Origin of the sequence: Pedobacter psychrotolerans (assembly GCF_004340665.1) — a bacterium.
Taxonomy (GTDB): domain Bacteria; phylum Bacteroidota; class Bacteroidia; order Sphingobacteriales; family Sphingobacteriaceae; genus Pedobacter; species Pedobacter psychrotolerans.
The window spans coordinates 37,314-55,498 of record NZ_SLWO01000004.1 but is presented as its reverse complement, the minus strand read 5'-3'; the positions used below and the strand labels follow the sequence as shown (position 1 = coordinate 55,498).

Sequence of the window (18,185 nt, the reverse complement as noted above, 5' to 3'; positions counted from 1 at the left end):
ATATAATTTGAATATGGAAACTAAACGAATACACATTTTAGAAGATGATCAGGAAATTAGAAATGTAATTGAAATTCTTTTAAAAGAGGAGGGGTTTGAATTACAGTTATCATCTTCTTTCGCCGAATTGAAAAAAAATATCCAGGATGCCATGCCAGACTTATTTTTACTTGATGTAATGCTTCCTGATGGCAATGGTGCCGAAATATGTGAAGATTTAAAAACGGATATGTTCACTAAACACATTCCAATTATTGTAATGTCTGCACAAAACAACAGTGAACAAAAAGCAATCGCAGCCTTTGCAAATGATTACATCAGCAAGCCCTTTGATATTTATGACGTTTTGGATCGTATTAACGCACAATTGAAAATTAGTGAAGAAAATAGTCCTGCAAAAGCCTAATTTAACTTAGTAGGTTAATTAAAGTTTTTCATAGAAACAGCAAAGGTTGGAATTTCTTCCAACCTTTGCTGTTTAAAAAGATTTCGACAGTTATTTTGTCTTATGTATAAGTAGAAGTATAAATAAAAAGCCGGAAAATTTTTTCTTCCGGCTACAAGGCTTAATTAAATTAATGTCTTCCATGTTTTCCACCATGACCATGAGGAGCAAATCTTGGATTCTCATGTCTGCCATGACGGCCTTTATCTACCTTAAATGACCTGTGATTATTTCTTACTGGTCTATAATTTACACGATTGCCACCTCCATATGCTGATCTGTAAACATTAGACCTGTTGGCATACTTCACTTGATGTTTATGGTAACTGCGATAAGGTTGGTTACCATAAACAACTACCTTTCTTCCATTATTTAAGTCATAGCCTCTGTATCGGTTTGGTAAACTTCGTGATCTGGTCCAGCGGTTTCCATTTAGATAAACAAACTGCCTTTGTGGTACATAATAATAAGAATTAACTTCAGGTAGGTAATAATAGTTTACATCTTGATAGCCAGCAGGCACCCATGTGGGTTGCGAACCGATATTTACATTTAAACTTACCTGAGCGCTAGATTGATTGGATGTTAAAGCCACGATTCCTACAATCGCGGAGATGATTAATAGCTTTTTCATAATAATCTAAATTTAATTTGTGTGTATTGATTAAAATTCAAATGCTGTGCCAAGATTGATATTGTAACAGAGATATGAGAATTGAATCCATATTTGATATAATTAGTTTAACTAATATTTTTAGTAGTTAACCTTCTGATTATCATTAAAGCTAGCCTGGTTATTCGTGTTTAGGCATAAGTTAAATACATTTATTGCTATTTAATTTAGTATTTAAGTCTATATTTGAGGATTATTAGATCAAATATTTATCCCTATTTATGATTGAACTAGAGTGTTTTTTTACGCAAGCAGATACAGAAATTCTTGTTTATCAGGTGATTCAATTTTCTCCTGAAGATTCGTGGAGGGTAGTACTTGATGGTGAGTTAATGGGTAGTCTTGATAAATTCGATGGAAACTGGAAACAGCTAAGTGGTGAAGATTTTTCGGAAGAATTATTAAATAGCCTTATTAAATTGATAGAGAAACAACATTTTAATCAACTTCCATTAGCACTCACGTCGAGGTGGAATAATATGATTCATGAAGTGGTTGCAAAATCTGATCAGGAATATTTAGTGGTGTGCAAATCGGGAATTAGTTTTAAAAGTTTTGAAGGTATATTCTCCAAATTTGTGCCTGGTTTACTAAAAGATGAATGGCCTATAAGCTTTCAGGTTTTTAATCATGATTTTTCAGATGATTTCACCGTGCTGGCAAAACCAACGGTTAGGAAAAAAAATATGGCTGGCTGGGATTAATTAACTTAATCTATATAGATTCTTTACTTCTAGAAAAACCGCAATAAACAGAGGGGAAATTTATAAAATAAGCTTAAAAAACACGATTGTGTTCCAATTGCGAAAGCAATTTAATACTTGATAAATGGTATATATTATGTTATTGATATTAATACAATAGCAAACCAGATCATACTGAAGATACTACCAAAATACACCAAAGGTAAATGATGCCTCAAATTTCTTTTGATAAATCCTGCGTAAAGTAGCCACCCTACAAATGCTGTAAAATATAATGGAACTGCAAAAAATAGCATAGTTTAAAATTTGGTTTTCATCACGTAATTCAATCATTACGATTAAGTTCTATAAAGATATGTCTTTTTTTAGAAGTATAAAATATTATGCTAAATGTTAGTGTGATTTTCATTGATTGTGATTAATAAAAACCGTCTAGATAGTTTTTTGTTAGTTAGGCAACTCAATTATGCCTATGAAAAATATTAATCTACCCAAATGGACTATGTTAATTCCAGTATTAGGAATTGTAGCCTACTTTTTAACAGGAATAGAATCAAGCGTTTGGTTTCGAGTATTATTAGCTGGCCTGCTGGTTGGTAGTATTCTGGCTTCGGTACATCACGCAGAGGTTATTGCACATCGGGTAGGAGAACCATTCGGTACGATTATTCTGGCCCTGGCCATCACTACTATAGAGGTTGGGCTTATTGTATCGTTAATGCTCGCCGGGGGTGAAGCAACAAAAGCGTTGGCAAGAGATACTGTTTTTGCAGCAGTAATGATTATTTTAACGGCAATTGTAGGGATTTGCCTGCTGCGTGGCGGCATCAAATTTAAAGAGCAGCTTTATAAACTTCAGGGCGTTAACGCAGCTTTAATCACACTAGCTTCCATTTTAGTACTTACACTTATTTTGCCTAACTACACCATTAGCGGTGCCATGGGAGAGTATACCACCAGCCAGTTGATATTTGTATCTATTGTATCATTGGTTTTATATGGTGGCTTTATTTTTATGCAAACCGTTAGGCACAGGGATTATTTTATCCCAAAAGATTCATCATCCGAAGAGGAACATGAGCACGCACCCAATAATACCACTACGTTTAGCAGTTTAACGCTTTTAATTGTGAGTTTAGTTACTGTTGTGTTGCTGGCAAAATATCTTTCTAATGATATTGAAGTCATGGTACTGGCGATGGGTGCACCACAATCAGTTGTTGGCGTAATCATTGCGGCTATAGTACTTTTACCAGAAGGATTAGCTGCTTACCGTGCCGTAAAGGCTGACAGAATTCAGACGAGTTTGAATCTTGCCCTGGGATCTGCGCTGGCAAGTATTGGATTAACAATTCCTGCAGTTGCGGCTGTTTCTATTGCTTTTAGTATGCCAATTACGTTAGGGATCGACATGAGTTCTACCGTATTGCTGTTGCTCTCTATGATTACCATTATGTTCTCTCTGGCTACCGGAAAAACAAATGTACAGCAAGGTGTAGTTTTGCTGGTAATCTTTGCTTCTTACTTGTTTTATACTGTTGTGCCTTAATCAATAATTCCTGGAAGCATTGCGCCTGGATGATTGAAGAAGATAATCTATAAAACGATATTTAATTGATTGATATTCAACTTACGTTTGGCTTTTTCAATATTTTCCAGCGAAGCTGAAATTTCATTTAAAAAAGAATCACATTGTTTTTTTGCAAGGAAAGTAGAAATCAGGTTTTTGATTTTCTCCGCATAGAAAAACTCAATTATGATAAACGTAAGGAGGAAAACGTAATGAGAGAAAATCAATCTGGTATCTGTTTTGCCATTAAGCCCAAGCAAGTAAGCTAAATAATCCAGAATTATTGGAATAAGTAAAATAACAACTATAGACAATATGTTGGTGCGAAAAGCAGTTTGTTTCTCTGCTTGGACTACTTGCGAAATTTGCCTGTCTAATTTTGATTTTAAAGGTAGCTCACGATTAGATTTAGATTGATCAAGTGCAGCTAATTTTTTGCCATAACTGATATCACTTTGACTCATTTTTTCCATAAGGGCAAGCTCATTCTCATTGAGTTCTTCCTGATCAGCAACTATGGCTTCCTGTTCGGCTATCAATCGATCCATTTCAGTCAGATCATCTGGAAGACCGAGGTAAAGTTTTTGCTCTACAATTAAAATCCGCTCATCAATTGCTTTTCGAACACCTTTTAATATTTGATGTTCATTTCTAAAGGATTCTTTTTGAAGATCGTATTGTGCCTGAATTTCGGTGAGCAAAGAATCAAATTGCAGCGCTTCCAATTCTTCCTCGTTTATTGTAAGGCGCTGATAAAGATCTATTATTGAAGAAAAGCTTTTTTTTGCACTGGTGGATGTGGAAATTGCTTCCTGATATTGAGAAAAATTTTGTGATGACAGTGAACGAACGGACATGCTACTTTATAGTATTAGGCTTTAAAATTAGAAAATTATATCAAGACAGCATTAATTCTTTTTTGCAATCAAAGTAATATGCTAATAAGACTTAAATATCATTGAACTTATGTTTATTAAAACGGAAGGAAACGAATAAAGTTTCAAACTATCATAAGTATTCAATTGAGGTAACAGTTTTTATTTTAATTTTGAATCAGAACCAATTAATATGACACAAAAAACTGAAGTTTGGCAAAGAGGTCCGGTACCTGATGTCGCTCCATTGCTTCAGCCAGTGGCTCATGCATTGCTGCAGGCGAAAGAGGAAGTTAACGAATATTTGGATCAGTTTTCTGATGATCTGCTTTGGATCCGCCCTGCCGGGATGGCGTCCGCAGGATTTCATTTGCAACACTTAAGCGGCGTACTCGATCGTGTATTTACATACGCACGTGCTGAAGGTCTTTCTGAATTGCAGTTTCAACAATTATCTCAAGAGGGAAAAGACATTGAAGAGAAATGTTTAGTTAGTGATTTGGTTGAGCGGTTTAATCTTCAGGTGGATCAGGCGCTAAAACAGTTAAAAGAAACCAATGAAGCGAATTTGACAGATTACAGGTGGATTGGAAGAGCAGGCTTGCCTTCTACCGTTATTGGCTTACTGTTTCATGCTGCAGAACATACCATGCGCCATTTAGGACAATTGATGGTTACGGTAGCTGTTGTAAAAAATAATGGAATTTAAATAATTAGTCTTTTAAAAAGACTGATTATTCATTCTCAATGGTTCGGCTTTGGCGATTCAGGAAATACCAGGTTGCCATACCCCATACCAATAGTATCGTCGAAATACCTAATTCCGGAGCGGCTATTGTTTTAGAAAAAAAGGCTGAGCCTGTTGAGATCAGACAAGCTATAATGAAAATGGCTATATTTTTCATAACATCCTGATTAATTGGTGACTAATACTGTGAATATAAGGAAATTATCTTTAAAATTCAAAAAAGTATAAGAAAAATAAATTTATCATTTAGAATCTGTCTTCAGTATGACTAAAACGGATCTTAATGAGGTTGGTCAGATGATATTATATAGTTTAAATTTTATTCTAATAAAAAAGCTCCGCAATGCGAAGCTTTTTATCGTAATCTTGGGATGTGTATTGCTGAAAATAAGATAGGGAACCTTATAATCGGTCAATTTCTTTTTTATCTGATCATCGCCATGAATAGTAGCACCAAAATTCCGGTTAAAATGGTAATTGCAACTATTTTATTGGAATCTTCAATTCTTTTGTGATCTCTACCTTGGTCCATTGTAATATTTAAAAAGATTTAAACACATAATCGCAAAGAAATATTTTTTAAATTAACGATAATTTAATTATTTGTTTACAACCAAAGGTTTTAGGGTTATTATGTGTTCAATTAGGTTAAACAAATAACAGTCAATGTTTGTAAACAAAAAAAGCAAGTAAAGCTGGATAAGCCTAAGGCTGTTTTAAGTAGTTTCTAATGATCTCATGGATGTCTTCCCTTACAGAATCAACCGGGTCATTAATGAGTTTGTGTTGTGCTGAATTATATTTTTCAATAAATGTAGCTTCTCTGGCGTTAAATTTTAGGTAACCTTGTTCAAAAAAGCGTTCTTCAATATCAGCAGATGAATCCATCGACCTAAACCATAACTTAATTAATGACTGGGATTGTTTTTCAAGATAGAGCCAATGGAAAATTTCAGCTAAATCTGCACCTTGATGCATGTCATTTCGCTTCAGTTCCATGATGATTAATCCTTCCCCTTCAAAAAAATATAAAATTTGGTATTGTGACAACATTCCCGCAAATGTAGCTTGCTTATTTTAGAAATAGGCTTTTATTTTTTAACATTTATCTAAATTTTAAAACCCAGCAAGCTATGGTCTGTAAGTCAGTAGTTTGTAATGCATCTTAATGCCGCTATTTAAATAGTATTTTAGATCAGATTACCAGATACCTGCTTCATTTTAAAAAAGTTACTTGAAAATTTTATCTTAATGAAGCTTTCACTAGGCTGATTATATCTGTATTATCATTTATTATTCTTCATAAATTCTATACCTGTTGCAGTAAATTCAAGTAGATATACTTATTTACCAATACTGATTTATCTATAAATTTGAGCTTTTAAATTATGCGCTCAACAAAGAAACTACTGCTTATTGATGATGATGAAAGTATCAGAGAAATGATTCCATTTATCTTTGATCAACAGTTTTATCAAATTAAGACTATAGCGGATATTACAGATATTGAAAATTTAATGATCAGGTTTAAGCCGGATCTGATTATGCTCGATATCATGCTTGGTGTTAACGATGGGAGAGCGATTTGTCGAAACTTAAAGCAAATGCCGTCTACAGCTCACATTCCTATTATCCTGCTATCTGCAGCCATTATTAAAGAAGAAACACTTGATTGCGGACATGAGCTGTTGATTCAAAAACCATTCGATATTTCCTATCTGGAAAGCGTGGTTGAAAAATTAATTCAAAAAAGCTAAAACATCTTACCGGCCACGTAAACATTTTGTGAAACCCATTGTTTGGGTTATGCCTGTTCTATTAAAAAAATAGCTTTATGATTGATCAACAAAATAATAATGTAATGCAACAAGATCTTTTTTATCAACTGGGAGAACAATCCTCTGATGGATATTTTGTTTATGATGTTATTGATTGTAAATTTTTATACTTCAATGCTGCGTTAACAGGCATATGGGGTTTAAAACCGGATGACATCAGGAAATCGCCTACCATTTTATTCGATCTGGTACATCCGGATGACCAGGAACTGGTAGGTTATTGCTTTCAGGAAATTTCTGATGATAAAAAATTTAAAAAGTATGAATTTCGATTGCTGCTGGATGATGAAAAAGAAAAATGCTTGAGGGTGAGCATAAGTCCGGTAACTGGAAGTGGAAATGAAGCCTTATGCGGAATTGTGGAAGATGTTACAGTTGAAACGCATAATAGAATCCACATTGAACAAATTAATAATAGAAAAAATATAGCACTTGAAGTACTTTCTCATGATTTGAAAGAGCCTTTTGGTATGATGAAGCTCGCTGCCTCATCAATGGCAAATGGGATAGAAGGAAAAAATGATGAATATTTATCGGAAGGATTATCTTTCATTATTGAAATGTGCGAAAGGAATATGAAGATGGTTAGAAGCCTGATCAATAAAGAATTCCTAAAATCAGCAGAAGTAGAAATTAAAAAAGAACGTACAGACTTGGTATGGGAATTTCGTGATCTGATTCGTTTTTACAGAAGATCACGTTTAAAGGAAAATAAAAACTTTTCTTTTAATTGTAAATCTGACCGCATTTACATTCGCATGGATAGTATGAAGTTTCTTCAGGTATTAAATAATTTGATTTCTAATGCCATTAAGTTTACGGGTGATCAGGGTGAGATTACGCTTACTGCACAGGAGATGGATGAAACAGTACTGATTTCTGTTGCTGACAATGGATGTGGAATTCCAGAGGAAATAAGATCGTCACTTTTTGACAGAGCCGAGCAAGGACTTAAACGTGGACTAAAAGGTGAAGAGTCACATGGCCTTGGTATGGGAATTATTAAGGCTATTGTTGATTTGCATGGCGGTAAAATTTGGTTCGACACAGAAATAAACAAAGGAACAGAATTTTATATTATGCTTCCGAAATAGCATTTAGCTAAAGGTTAGGAGATCTGGAAAAATACCAGGTCATTCAAATAAATTATATGATTAAAATTATCTTAGTAGAAGACCATCAAATCGTAAGGAAATCTTTACAGGCATTGTTAAAGCAACATGTTGATTTAGAGGTAGTAGAAGCGGTGGGTGGCGCAAATGCAGTTTTAGAACTTTTAAAAAATGGAACAAAAGCAGATATCGTGCTAACTGATGTGTCTATGCCCGACATGGATGGGATTCAAATGATTTCTGAAATTCACTTAATAAATCCACAGATTCATGTTGTCATGCTATCTATTCTCGAAGATGAGAAATATGCGGCAAAATCATTTGTAGCAGGCGCAAGAGCTTACTTATCTAAAGATGTTGATGAAACCGAGTTACTTTTTGCTTTACGGCAAGTGGTTAATGGAAAAAGATATTTATCATCTGAATTAAGCATTGGTGTGCTAGAACGTTTCAACCACCAGCTTACCAATATGCCCGAAAAGGGAATGCCAAGGTTGGCACTTTCTGAACGTGAGCAATTGGTTTTAGCATTAATCGCTAATGGTATGACGAATCAGGAAATTGCAGAACAGGTTTTTTTAAGTAGGAGGACGGTTGAAGGTATCCGGCAGGCATTGATTGATAGAACAGGTGCTAAAAATTCTGCTGCATTAATCCGCTATGCGGTATTAAATGGTTATGTAAGTTAAAGTATTAGAAATCAGTTTTGCTTGCAATGTAGATGTTGCTGATCTAATCACCTTGACAAAAAGAAAAATCCTGAACCACTTCAGGATTTTTTTTGTTGAAAGATAAATTAACCGCTTAAATCAAACATTAATTTAAAAAGTTGGTTTCTTCAGTATGGAATTTACACAGGAGCTGAGAGCGGTTTATCCAACTGAAATTATTGAGGTGAGGGGTAATGCTAATGCGCTTGCGATTACTTTAGTTCGGGAAACCAATGCAAAAAGCTTTATTGCCAAACTTAAAAACCGGTTTAAAAACCTAAATCAACCCAGGGTTCTCTTTATTCGTTGTGAGGGTATTGAAGCTGTTGAAAAAATAGTATTGGTGTAATATTCACCGTAGCATTAAATCAAAACCAATAGCCAAATGAGCTTATCAAAAAACAATAACCTTTTTGAAACTATTAAATCAACTATTCTTTACATCACAGGATTAACCTTACTGCTGTTCTTTACGTTTAAAATTATTTCCATTGTTTTGCTGGTTATTTTCGCATTGGTATTGGGAATTATCATCAGTGCGCCCGTGAGTAAATTCGAACGAATGGGAATGAAACGCTGGCTGGCGAGCTCTATTATTTTTGTTATTATTTTTGGAGTAAGTATCGGATTGGGGTGGTTAATTGTACCACACATTACCAATCAGCTGGATGTATTAATCAGTAACTTACCTGGTTATTATACCTCCGCATCTAAACACATTGCATCAACACTTAAAAATTACCCAGAGTTTAATCGTGAAATTCAGGATAGTGGCGTATCCGTTGGCTCTGCTATTCCATCGGTTGGAAAAACAATCATCGGGCTTGGCAACTTTTCCTTCGGTATAATTGGAGGGATATTTTTATTTATCGTATTTATTTGTCTGGTTGTTTTTTATGTCAGCCATCCTAAACCAATTGTTGAATTATATTTATCTCTTTTTCAACCTCGAAAAAGAGAAAGCGCGAAAAATGCTTTGCAACATACTACAACCATGTTAGTGGGTTGGATGAAATCTAATTTAATAGGTGGTGCCATCCAATCTGTTTTGGTTTATGCTTTTTTAAGTATTATAAGTGTACCTGGAGCTTTGGTTTGGGCAGCTTTGGCCTTCTTTTCAGAGTTGATTCCAAAGCTTGGTTTTTACATAATGGCCATTCCACCCACGTTGGTTGCGCTTTCTATAAGTCCGTTAACAGCGTTCTGGTGTCTATTATTTTTCCTTTTGTTGAATGAGCTGGTTTCTGATTTTCTGATGCCAAAGCTTCGCTCTTCTACCATGAACATTCATCCGGTATCATCATTAGTGATGTTATTGGCCATGGGTGCCGCCTTTGGCCTAACCGGAGCACTTTTAGCTACGCCAATGGCAGCCATTATAAAAGCATATTATGAAGAATTTTATCTGAAAAATTTGCCGGAAGATTTGGAAATGGACCATAGAATTGACGAGATTGTTTATCACAAGTAGTTTATTTATATCATAAAATATAGTTAGCATGAAGCGTTTTAAAAATAAAATTGCATTGATCACAGGAAGTAGTCAGGGTATAGGTGAGGCTTGTGCCTTACGGTTAGCGAAAGAAGGAGCAGATATCATTTTAAATGGCAGAAAATTTGACGAACGTGGGGAAGAATTAATTGCTGAGATTAAAGCGATGGGAGGAAGGGCAGAATTTTTAGCTGCTGATGTGAGCAAGACTAAGGATGTGATCAAGCTTGTTAAAGATGCTATTGAAGTGTTTGGATCTTTGGATATTTTGGTCAATAATGCTGGTTTAGAAACCAAGGCAGATTTTTGGGAGGTAACGGAGGAAGATTATGACTTGGTGATGGATACCAACCTAAAAGGTGTTTTCTTTGGGATTCAGACTTTTGTAAACTATTGCAGGAAGGCAAAAAGACCTGGTACCATCATTAATATGAGTTCTGTACATGAAGAAATTGTTTTCCCGCATTTTGCTGCTTATTGTGCGAGTAAAGGTGGTTTAAAAATGCTAAGTCGCAATCTGGCTACAGAATTAGCACCTTTCAATATCAGGGTAAATAATGTGGCACCGGGCGCAATATCTACCCCAATTAATCAGGATTTGTTGAATGACAAAAAGCAGTTAGAAAAAGTAATCAGCAACATCCCACTAAAAAGAATGGGTACCGTAGATGATGTTGCAGCAGTTGTCGCATTTCTGGCATCAGATGAAGCTGCTTATGTAACCGGTTCAACTTATTATGTTGATGGTGGCTTAACTTACCATTACGAAGAACAATAAAGCATTTATAATTAGCCTTTAACAACCTGCCTGTTGAGCTGTTTGTTTAATTCGACAGCTGCACTAATTAACGCTAAATGTGTGAAAGCCTGAGGAAAATTGCCTAAATGTTCTCCCTTTCTACCCAATTCTTCACTAAACAAAAGAAGATGATTAGAATAGCTGATCATCTTCTCAAAATATTCCACAGCCTTATCCAACTCCCCACTTTTTGCAAGAGATTCAATAAACCAGAAAGAACACATATTGAATGTACCTTCTTCTCCGTCAAGGCCATCAAAACTATCATCGCCGTTTTTGTATCTGTAAACGAGTACATCCAATAGCAGTTCCTTTTCAATGACTTTCATGGTGGATAGCCACCTAGGTTCTAGCGGAGAAATAAAATGGGTTAAAGGCATTAAAAGCGCACTGGCATCAACTTGTTCAGCGCCTTTGTATTGTACCCAGGCACCCAGTTTTTCATTCCAGAAATTATGGTAGATATCTTTATATATTTCACTTCTGATTTCGTGCCACTCTTGCTCCGGATATGGGAATGAACGATCATCCGCGATTTTGATTGCCCTGTCCATCGCCACCCAGCACATCAATCGGGTATGTAAAAATTCCTTTTCTGCATTTCTGATTTCCCAAATACCATGATCGGGATTTTTCCAGTTTTTAATTACCTGAGCAATTTGTTTTTCTATAATTGTCCAGAATTGATAAGTAATGGGTTTGTATGATTTGTTGTAAATGTATATGGTATCAATCAATTCTCCATAGATATCAATTTGAACTTGATTCGCTGCAGCATTTCCAATCCTAACAGGTTTTGATTTTCGATAGCCTTCAAAATGTTTGAGTTCTTGCTCTTCAATATGTGGGTTACCATCTATTTGATAAATGAGTTGCAGGTCTATTTTTTGACAAAGATTGAAAATCCAGTCGATAAATGCTGTCGCCTCATCATAATAGCCTAAAGATAAAAAAGCATACATTGTAAAGGCCGCATCTCTAATCCACGTGAAGCGGTAATCCCAGTTTCTATTACCACCAAGTGTTTCGGGCAATCCAAAGGTTGGTGCTGCCACAACAGAACCACATTCTGCTGAAGTAAGCAACTTAAGTGTGATGGCCGAACGTCTGATCAATTCACTATAATGACCCTTATAACTGGTTTTATTAATCCATTTAACCCAAAAATCTTTAGTTTCGTGGTAGGCTTTATCAATATAATAGGAGAGTTGTTCACCTTCTTCATTTGGTTTTAAAAACTCCAATACAATGGTAGCCGTTTCAGATTCCTCCAGCATAAATTCTGCATATCCATTTTGCTTTCTTATGGTTAATGGCACGTCTGCAGAGACTTTAATTTTCAAGTCTTCCTTCGGGCAATCAAAAATAACATGGTCTTTTTGATTTGTAACTTCGTAGTTGCTTTCTGAATAACCAAACCGGGGTACACAACTAAATTTAAATTTAATGCTACCCCTGATGGTTTTAATTTGTCTCACAATGGCACTTGTTGACGAATTATGCTCGGTTGATATTGGCATAAAATCCGTTAATTCTGCAATTCCGGTATCAGCGAAAAACCGTGTAAGTAAAATCGCTGTTCCTGGGAAATAAAGCTGCTTGGTTGTAAAATCTTCCAACTCTGGCTCTAAAGCACAAAAACCACCTTTTTGCCTATCCAACATGGTGGCAAACACCGAGGGAGAATCAAACTTTGGTGCACACATAAAATCAATAGATCCATCTAAAGATACCAGTGCAACAGTTCTTAAATTGCCAATGATGCCATAGTTTTCTATCGGTTGAAATGGTCTTTTGATGTGATTCATATGGTTACGGGAATGATGAATAATAAGTTTACCCTAACAAAGGAAATTCTATACTTTTTGTTTGGTTGTAAAGTAGAATTACAAATTAATTCAAAAAAAAATCCCGACTGGTTAGCCGGGATTCGTATTTCTGAAATGGGAATTTAAACTAAAAATCCTCCACCTAATAAATCATTTCCTTCGTAAAATACTGCAGACTGACCGGGGGCAATGGCAGAAACATTATGGTCAAAAACAACACGCATTTTGTCTTTCTCCTGAACAATAGTGCTCAGCATACCTGCATCCTTATAGCGGATTTTGGTAATCACATCATTCATAGGTTCTTCAATAGCTGCATATTTAATCAGGTTAATATTCCGAACCATGGCTTCTTTACGTTCCAGTTCATCAGCCCGACCTAGAACCACCGTATTACTTTCCGGTAAAATCTGAGTAACAAACATCGGTTCGCCAAATGCAACACCTAAACCCTTACGCTGGCCAATGGTATAAAATGGATAACCCTTATGCTTTCCAACGACCATTCCGTTACTTAAAATAAAATTACCTCCAGCAACGCGATCTTCCAGATCTTCTACTTTATGTTTTAAAAACGCACGGTAATCATTATCAGGTACGAAACAGATCTCATAGCTTTCTGATTTTTTGGCCAACTCTTCCTGTCCCATATCCAAAGCCATTTGCCTGATGTCTGATTTTGCAAAACTACCTAAAGGGAATTTAGTACGGGAAAGGTTTTCCTGAGATACGCCCCAAAGCACATAAGACTGATCTTTATTTTCGTCTTTACCTTTTGAGATCACATAGCGGCCACTATCTTGCTGACGAATATTGGCATAATGCCCGGTAGCAATAAATTCGCAATCCAGTTTATTTGCTCTTTTTAATAACGCTTCCCATTTAATATGGGTATTACACAAAACGCAAGGATTAGGCGTTCTTCCCGCAAGGTATTCATCTACAAAATTATCAATTACATAATCGCCAAATTCATCACGAATATCCAGAATATAGTGGGGGAAACCATAATTCACCGCAAGTGTGCGGGCATCGTTAATGCTGTCTAATGAACAACAGCCAGTTTCCTTGCTGCTGCCACCTGCACTGGCATAATCCCAGGTCTTCATAGTTAATCCGATTACCTCATAACCCTCCTCATGCAACATTACAGCTGCAACCGAACTATCTACACCGCCACTCATGGCCACCAGAATTCTACCGTGTTTACTCATTTCTAAATTATAGGTTGCAAAAATAAGGTTTATTTACCTGAAATTTTTTAAAGCAAGTCAGTTCGTTGTAAAAAGCAGCCATTAGTCATCAGATGATTATAAACTCCGTGTAGATATTCAGTGGATGATTTTCTCAGTTCGCGAATTAATTTAAGTTAAACGTTTTAGTTTAATGTTTAAACAGATTTCAATTTTAATTTATACCTTAGAATCTTCATTGCAAATGTTCAATTTTAATAACCTCATGATTAAAAAAATTATCCTGCCTTGTTTGCTGTTTTCGGCATTTTTTGCATCTGCACAGCAGAATTTAGTACAATATGTCAATCCCATTATTGGTACCTCTAAAATGGGGCATACCTATCCGGGTGCAACCGTTCCTTTCGGAGCAGTGCAGTTAAGTCCGGAAACAGATACTTTATCTTATGAAGTGAACGGAAAGTATAACGGCGATGTATATAAGTATTGTGCAGGTTATAAATATGAAGATAAAACGATAGTTGGCTTTAGTCATACCCATTTTAGTGGTACAGGGCATTCAGATTTGGGCGACTTTTTAATTATGCCTACACAAGGTAAACTGCAATTAAATCCGGGTACGGCAGATCAACCTAAAAGTGGTTATCGTTCGGCCTATGCTCATGCCAATGAAACTGCGGAGGCTGGCTATTATAAAGTGAAACTGGATGACCATAACATCACTGCCGAATTAACGGCGACTACTCGTGTAGGAATGCACCAATATACTTTTCCAAAATCTGATCAATCGCATATTATTTTAGATTTAATGGCTGGTATCTACAATTATGAAGATAAAACAGTTTGGACTTACGTTCGAGTGGTTAATGATACATTGATTACGGGCTATCGCCAAACGAACGGCTGGGCACGTACCAGAACGGTTTATTTTGCCATGAGTTTTTCTAAACCTTTTAAAAGTTACGGAAGGAAAAGCTACGATGCAAAACAAGCTTACCGGGGCTTCTGGGGTAAATTTAACCAGGAACAGAATTTTCCTGAAATAGCAGGCAAGAAAATCAAAATGTATTTTGACTTTGATACCAAAGAAGGGGAGCAGGTGAAAATTAAGTTTGCATTATCGCCGGTTAGTCAGGAAAATGCTTTACAGAACATGCGTGCCGAAATTTCAGGATGGGATTTTAATAAGGTAAAAGCACAGGCACAAGCCACCTGGAATAAGGAGCTGAACAAAATCCAGGTAACAACTTCAAACTCAAATAAAGTTAACTTTTACACAGCACTTTACCATGCATTTATTAATCCAACTACGTATACTGATGTAAATGGCGAGTATAAGGGTTTGGATCAGGGCGTTCATAAAGCGGAAGGTTTTACCAATTACACCACATTCTCATTGTGGGATACTTATAGGGCATTGCATCCATTTTTTAATCTGGTGCAACCAGGTCGCAGCAATGACATGGTGAAATCAATGCTGGCACATTATGATCAAAGCAGTTTGCATATGTTACCCATCTGGTCGCATTATGCAAATGATAACTGGTGTATGAGTGGATACCATAGCGTTTCAGTAATTGCCGATGCCATTGTTAAAGGGACTTACAACGGAGATCCAAATCAAGCACTTGATGCCTGTGTAGTAACAGCAAAACACCGCGATTATGAAGGAATAGGTTATTATATGGATAAGGGTTTTATCCCTGCGGAGAAAAGTGGCGTATCTGTTTCCAACACATTGGAATATGCTTATGATGATTGGGCAATAGCACAACTGGCTAAAAAATTAAATCGTACGGATGTTTATAAGGAGTTCATTAAGCGTTCAGAAAACTGGAGAAACAATTATGATCAGGCATCTGGCTTTATGCGACCTAAATTGGCTGACGGAACTTTTAAAAAGAAGTTTGACCCAAAGGATACGGAAGGACAGGGTTTTATTGAAGGAAATAGCTGGAATTACAGTTTTTTTGTTCCTCATGATCCCACTTCGCTGATTGAGGTAATGGGTGGCAAAAAGAAATTCGCCGCTCGATTAGATTCATTATTTAGTATGCATTTGCCAGATGAGTTTTTCGCACATACTGAAGATATTACCCGAGAGGGAATTATTGGGGGCTACGTACATGGCAATGAGCCAGCCCATCACGTGGCTTATTTATATAACTGGACTGATGAGGTGTATAAAGGTCAGGCGCAGATTCGTCACATCTTAAACATGCAATACAAACCCACTGCCGATGGTTTAGGCGGAAATGATGATTGCGGGCAAATGAGTGCCTGGTATATGTTTTCGGCTATGGGTTTTTATCCGGTAGCTCCGGGTTCTGATGTGTATTCATTAGGTAGTCCGTTGGTGAACAAAGCAGTAATGCAATTGGAAAATAATAAAACGTTTACGGTAGAGGCCATAAACCAAAGCGATAAAAACGTTTATGTTCAAAAAGTGATGTTAAATGGAAAAGAAATTACGAACCACAGCATCAAACATGCAGATATTACGGCTGGCGGAAAGCTGACTTTCTACATGAGTGCTAAACCAAAAAAATAATATTTCAATTGTCTCGGTTGTCATATGAAGCCGCTGGTCATGCCAGCGGTTTATTTGTTTTTCAATTTGATGATTATAATGGTAGTATCAACTCAAACGTACCTCAGCCACCATTGCCTGTGTGTTTGTTTATATTTTTTAAACCATTTGCAGGGAAGATAGAGTAATGCTACAACTGAAAACCAGATCATATAGACCACTATTAAATTAAAGCCTAAATTCACAGGTCTAAAATAAAATGGAATCTGGATAATATCTTTCCCTGTAAAGCCTGTTGCAAAAAAAGCTATAACCAAAAAAGTATGTAACAGATAAAAGTGTAATACGTAATAGAAGAAGGGGACTGAGCCATAAATAGCAAAAATCCGGCTCCCGATATTTTTTAAACGTTCCGAGAAAGCTAAAAATAGCATTGCAGGACCTAAAGTCATGCAGGTATACAGTAAGGAAGGTGGGTACTTACTTACATTTAAAAAAGAAAGCATGTTACGGAAAACATTAAGATATTCTTTTCTAGGGGCAGGATCGCCATAAAGATTAATCCATCTTAAAACCAAAAATAGTAAGGTGGTTAAACAACCTGCGAGGATTAAATTTCTTTTGCGCTTTGCAACATCATATCCCTTTTTGTACCAGCTACCTATGGCATAACCGATAAACATGATGCCCGTCCAGGGTAGTATGGCATAGAATACCCCAACTAAATGATTATTAGATATGGGCAGCACTGTTCCAAATGCTGTAAATAGTACTTTTAATATTATCGCCCAGGTAGGGTTTTGTGGTACTGGCAACAGGTTTAAAATATCATGCCCAAATACCAGGAGTAACCCAATAATTAATACAGTTTTATATGATAATCTGCTTATCAGCCCTAGGAGAATCATGCTCCAGCCAATGGCCCAAATTACCTGTAAGATAATAAAATTATAAAATGGGTTAAAGGTTAACCCTAATGACACGAATACGATTTCAACTACGACAAGCCATAACCCACGCTTAATAAGAAATTTACCTGATGCTGCAGGAGTTTTATTTTGTGCAGATAAATAAGCTGATAAACCTGAAAGAAAAACAAATATGGGTGCACAGAAATGGGTAATCCATCTGGTAAAAAACAGCGCTCCAGTTGTGGTGGCAGGGTCGAGCGGATTACCTGTCATGGCCGATATGTGAAAAAAATCACGTGTATGATCTAGTGCCATAATAATCATCACTATTCCTCTCAGGATATCAATAGATAAGATGCGGTTTGAAGGCGGGGAGTGATCTGTATTCATATTTATATAATCTATTTAAAGATATAAAATCCAGACAAAAAAGCATGCTGAATGATTCCAGTTAAATGAAGCTTAGACTTTAGCAATGCCTGTTTCTTTTATCTGGTGATTTTGTTGCCCTTTTTATATTTGTGTGGTCCTGATTTAATCAATTAATGCATCTTTATTTATTTGATAAATATATTTTACCATTTCGAATCAATCACTGTATTGAATTGTAAAATCGATTTAGGAATGCCAAAATATGCGTTTTTAATTTTGATCTTTTAAAAAATATCCTAATATTTGTTAAGTTCTGACCAAATGTTGATTATTTGAATTTTCTAAAGGGCTAACCATGATCGGTATAAAAGGAGCTTAACATTT

General features: G+C 36.0%; 18 protein-coding genes. 11 read left to right on the top strand and 7 right to left on the bottom strand.

The genetic code is table 11. From position 1 onward, the window contains the following. The first annotated feature begins 13 nt into the window (after nucleotides 1-13). Nucleotides 14-406, top strand: coding sequence for a response regulator transcription factor (locus tag EV200_RS10690; RefSeq protein WP_132532376.1), 393 nt, complete (start codon nucleotides 14-16; stop codon nucleotides 404-406). A 169-nt stretch (nucleotides 407-575) separates the two neighbouring features. Here EV200_RS10690 and EV200_RS10685 read toward each other — a convergent pair whose 3' ends face one another. Continuing rightward, entirely contained in the window at nucleotides 576-1,079 is a 504-nt protein-coding gene (locus EV200_RS10685; protein ID WP_132532373.1) for a hypothetical protein, read from the bottom strand. A gap of 260 nt (nucleotides 1,080-1,339) precedes the next feature. Here EV200_RS10685 and EV200_RS10680 point away from each other — a divergent pair, with 260 nt between their 5' ends. Together EV200_RS10680 and EV200_RS10675 are read left to right on the top strand one after the other, a co-directional pair. Next, a complete protein-coding gene (locus EV200_RS10680) occupies nucleotides 1,340-1,822 on the top strand; it encodes a hypothetical protein (protein WP_132532370.1) in 483 nt (160 codons plus the stop codon). A gap of 472 nt (nucleotides 1,823-2,294) precedes the next feature. Then, complete coding sequence (locus tag EV200_RS10675) at nucleotides 2,295-3,371, top strand: calcium:proton antiporter (protein WP_132532367.1); 1,077 nt, start codon at nucleotides 2,295-2,297, stop codon at nucleotides 3,369-3,371. Nucleotides 3,372-3,418: 47 nt separating this feature from the next. On the opposite strand, the gene EV200_RS10670 is transcribed toward EV200_RS10675, so the two are convergent. Beyond that, nucleotides 3,419-4,249, bottom strand: coding sequence for a hypothetical protein (locus tag EV200_RS10670; RefSeq protein WP_132532364.1), 831 nt, complete (start codon nucleotides 4,247-4,249; stop codon nucleotides 3,419-3,421). Between the two features lie 211 nt (nucleotides 4,250-4,460). Here EV200_RS10670 and EV200_RS10665 point away from each other — a divergent pair, with 211 nt between their 5' ends. After that, entirely contained in the window at nucleotides 4,461-4,976 is a 516-nt protein-coding gene (locus EV200_RS10665; protein WP_132532361.1) for a DinB family protein, read from the top strand. Between the two features lie 25 nt (nucleotides 4,977-5,001). On the opposite strand, the gene EV200_RS21765 is transcribed toward EV200_RS10665, so the two are convergent. Next, on the bottom strand, nucleotides 5,002-5,172 hold the full coding sequence (locus EV200_RS21765; RefSeq protein WP_165877913.1) for a hypothetical protein: 171 nt from the start codon (nucleotides 5,170-5,172) through the stop codon (nucleotides 5,002-5,004). A 548-nt stretch (nucleotides 5,173-5,720) separates the two neighbouring features. Further along, the gene (locus EV200_RS10660) at nucleotides 5,721-6,014 is read right to left on the bottom strand and encodes a hypothetical protein (RefSeq protein ID WP_132532358.1); all 294 of its coding nucleotides are present in this window, start codon (nucleotides 6,012-6,014) and stop codon (nucleotides 5,721-5,723) included. A gap of 389 nt (nucleotides 6,015-6,403) precedes the next feature. On the opposite strand from EV200_RS10660, the gene EV200_RS10655 reads away from it, so the two are divergent. The 6 genes from EV200_RS10655 to EV200_RS10630 all read left to right on the top strand — a co-directional run bounded on the left by EV200_RS10655 (nucleotide 6,404) and on the right by EV200_RS10630 (nucleotide 10,945). Next, a complete protein-coding gene (locus tag EV200_RS10655; RefSeq protein WP_132532355.1) occupies nucleotides 6,404-6,772 on the top strand; it encodes a response regulator transcription factor in 369 nt (122 codons plus the stop codon). A 77-nt stretch (nucleotides 6,773-6,849) separates the two neighbouring features. Then, nucleotides 6,850-7,947, top strand: coding sequence for a PAS domain-containing sensor histidine kinase (locus tag EV200_RS10650; protein ID WP_229676743.1), 1,098 nt, complete (start codon nucleotides 6,850-6,852; stop codon nucleotides 7,945-7,947). Nucleotides 7,948-8,003: 56 nt separating this feature from the next. Next, nucleotides 8,004-8,654 carry a response regulator gene (locus tag EV200_RS10645; RefSeq protein ID WP_132532352.1) on the top strand — a complete coding sequence of 217 codons (651 nt, stop codon included), beginning with the start codon at nucleotides 8,004-8,006 and terminating at the stop codon, nucleotides 8,652-8,654. A gap of 154 nt (nucleotides 8,655-8,808) precedes the next feature. Then, nucleotides 8,809-9,024, top strand: coding sequence for a hypothetical protein (locus EV200_RS10640; RefSeq protein WP_132532349.1), 216 nt, complete (start codon nucleotides 8,809-8,811; stop codon nucleotides 9,022-9,024). Nucleotides 9,025-9,060: 36 nt separating this feature from the next. Next, entirely contained in the window at nucleotides 9,061-10,146 is a 1,086-nt protein-coding gene (locus EV200_RS10635) for an AI-2E family transporter (protein WP_132532346.1), read from the top strand. A gap of 28 nt (nucleotides 10,147-10,174) precedes the next feature. Continuing rightward, nucleotides 10,175-10,945: an SDR family NAD(P)-dependent oxidoreductase gene (locus tag EV200_RS10630; RefSeq protein ID WP_132532343.1), complete on the top strand. Its 771-nt coding sequence runs from the start codon at nucleotides 10,175-10,177 to the stop codon at nucleotides 10,943-10,945. 11 nt (nucleotides 10,946-10,956) lie between these two features. On the opposite strand, the gene EV200_RS10625 is transcribed toward EV200_RS10630, so the two are convergent. Both EV200_RS10625 and mnmA read right to left on the bottom strand, forming a co-directional pair. Next, nucleotides 10,957-12,774 carry a glycoside hydrolase family 15 protein gene (locus EV200_RS10625; protein WP_132532340.1) on the bottom strand — a complete coding sequence of 606 codons (1,818 nt, stop codon included), beginning with the start codon at nucleotides 12,772-12,774 and terminating at the stop codon, nucleotides 10,957-10,959. Between the two features lie 143 nt (nucleotides 12,775-12,917). Then, nucleotides 12,918-14,009 (bottom strand): tRNA 2-thiouridine(34) synthase MnmA, encoded by a 1,092-nt coding sequence (gene mnmA / locus EV200_RS10620; protein ID WP_132532337.1) that lies wholly within the window; start codon nucleotides 14,007-14,009, stop codon nucleotides 12,918-12,920. A gap of 244 nt (nucleotides 14,010-14,253) precedes the next feature. On the opposite strand from mnmA, the gene EV200_RS10615 reads away from it, so the two are divergent. After that, nucleotides 14,254-16,539, top strand: a complete 2,286-nt coding sequence (locus EV200_RS10615; protein WP_132532334.1) for a GH92 family glycosyl hydrolase — start codon at nucleotides 14,254-14,256, stop codon at nucleotides 16,537-16,539. A 92-nt stretch (nucleotides 16,540-16,631) separates the two neighbouring features. On the opposite strand, the gene EV200_RS10610 is transcribed toward EV200_RS10615, so the two are convergent. Continuing rightward, complete coding sequence (locus tag EV200_RS10610) at nucleotides 16,632-17,819, bottom strand: DUF1624 domain-containing protein (protein WP_132532331.1); 1,188 nt, start codon at nucleotides 17,817-17,819, stop codon at nucleotides 16,632-16,634. Nucleotides 17,820-18,185 lie beyond the last annotated feature (366 nt).